Here is a 2,204-nt window from a genome sequence, read left to right as displayed (position 1 = left end):
TAGTAGTTACGCATGAGAGCTTCAAAAAAAATTTCATACTAAAAAAATCCTTTATAAAACAAAACGCGGTTAAGATCGCGGCGGCCCAAGTGCACTAAAAGTTCCGACGAGTGCATTTCGGGGCGTTTTTAAGATAAAAACATCGACACTTTTAGATTTATGTCGTCTTTTTCCGACCTCTCATGTTCTGCTTAATCAGCATTGTCAGGTTTTGTTTCTCCAAAAGCGGCACCAGTTTTGCCAGCATCTTTTCCGGGCATTCCTCAAAGCGCAGCCTGGTCTCGGCCATGCATGAGTCATCGAATATTGCCGAGGCGATCCGGTACAGCGAGAAAGCAATGTTATTGAACGTTGCCATAACCTTAATAGCGTTCTTATCCATAAAGGTACAATCATCTTCCTTAAGAAAGTCATCTTTCCACCAATGAAAGCAGCATTCTATGGTCCACCTGCTGTCAATAGCCTCAACGATAAGACGGATATTGGGCGATGAAGTGACGAAATACTGTGCGGTCGGATTGTAATCCTGTTGAGCTGCGCGTTTATGACTAATCATCCTGACATAGGCGGCAGCATGAGGAAAATCTTCTTCTGTCAATTCATAGTCGATGACAAAAATCTCGTAATCGCAATTATTGTAGGAAACGAGCTTACACTTGGCGGCATTAAACTTAAGCACATCGATGATATGCTGTTTTTTGCCCGGTTGATTGTCTTTAACCGTAAAAGTGAAATCGCCGCCGCGGCTATGGATTATATCCATGGTATCAATTTGGCAGTGTAAAGCATCGCCGGTAACCATGGTGTTTTTAAGCTTATATTTTTTAAGCAGACGCTTGAAGGTCGGTATTTCCGAGTCTTTGTCCTCAAGAGGTATTGAGGCAAGACACAAAGAGCCGGAAGCGTCCAGAACATTAAAAACGTTAACGTTACGAGTGCCGTCGGTGCGTCCCGAGCCGTTAAAGGTCTTGCCGTCACCGCTTAAGAGGCGGACTTTGTTCCCGCTTTCCTGCACTGCAGCGGTAATTTTATCGAGCATGTCACGGATGCGGTTAAGCATGCAGTCACGCAATTCATCGGCATCAATGTATAAGAAAATGCGGCGCAGAGTATCATGCGAGGGTATTTTGTCACCTTCGATAAGTCCGAGATTTTTGAAGTAATCGGTCCGCACCTTAATGAACAAACCGGCATGGTAAAAGGAAGTAAACTTACCGCGCATGGCGATAAGCAAACATATACAGAGGATATTTTCAAGTTTATAGATAACTTTAAGCTGCTGACGAAAATCGGTTACGGAGCTGAAAATATGCAGCAGAGCATCAATAAAACGGCGCTCTGATTTCAATCTGCTCTTAAGCGGAGCCAAAACTATCGCCACATCATTCATGACTTCATGAATATATGAAACATTGTTCATTATTCTTTAACTCCGTATTTATGAAAAATCTCGATGAGTTCATCCGGATAAGTGATTTCAGGGCGCGAAGCTGCCGGGTTGACCGTGATGGCTCGCAGCCGTGCGGTTACGTAAGCCAAATCGGAGCTGTCGGTAAAAACGGCTGACAGACAAAAGGCAATTTTATCAGCAACGCTGCTGACGCGTTTTAAGGCATTAGCTCCTGAGAGAGGCGGCATATCTTCAAGATAGCGCTGCACATAGGACAGACGGACAAAGCGCTCTTCAATATGCCCGTAAAGAAAATAGATCACTCCCATATAAAACAACTTTCGGCTGCAGTTATAAATAGAGCGCGACACCTGACGTTTAAAATGCCTAATGACAAAATCGCTGAGGCCGAACTCAACTGTATCTATAGGATATTGCTGCTTGGTTTCAATCTTTTTGGGGATAAGACCTTTAATCGGATCGATGGTACCGATGTAGGTTGCTTGAGGCTGAGGAAATTTCTTTCCCTCAATCCGAACGGAAGTAATACGAAAAAGCTGGTAGCTGTTTTTGCTGAGCTTAACGTCATAGCCTTTAGTTTTGTAAGGCTTAGCGAAATCGGGTAAATCTTGAATCTTCATGAATATATAGTAGTATAACTAGTATACAAAGTCAATATATTTAAGCATTACGGATACAAAAATTATGATGCGCAACATCAGGTATAAAGGGACAGGGTAATAAGTCATGGGCTTCAACCGGAGCGTTAAAATGTATTGTAGTAATATATCTATACGAGAAGAGAGCGGCTATA

At 42.8% G+C, this 2,204-nt stretch carries 2 protein-coding genes; both read right to left on the bottom strand.

Annotated elements, in window-relative coordinates; all coding sequences use genetic code 11:
* Positions 1 to 157: 157 nt before the first annotated feature.
* Positions 158 to 1,420: an ISAs1 family transposase gene (locus QZ019_RS09670; protein WP_295484606.1), complete on the bottom strand. Its 1,263-nt coding sequence runs from the start codon at positions 1,418 to 1,420 to the stop codon at positions 158 to 160.
* Positions 1,420 to 2,031 (bottom strand): hypothetical protein, encoded by a 612-nt coding sequence (locus QZ019_RS09665; RefSeq protein WP_295484604.1) that lies wholly within the window; start codon positions 2,029 to 2,031, stop codon positions 1,420 to 1,422. The genes QZ019_RS09670 and QZ019_RS09665 overlap by 1 nt, the downstream gene beginning before the upstream one ends.
* Positions 2,032 to 2,204: the final 173 nt, after the last annotated feature.

Source organism: uncultured Succinatimonas sp. (genome assembly GCF_905203285.1).
Lineage (GTDB): Bacteria > Pseudomonadota > Gammaproteobacteria > Enterobacterales > Succinivibrionaceae > Succinatimonas.
This window is presented reverse-complemented; position numbering and strand designations above follow the sequence as displayed.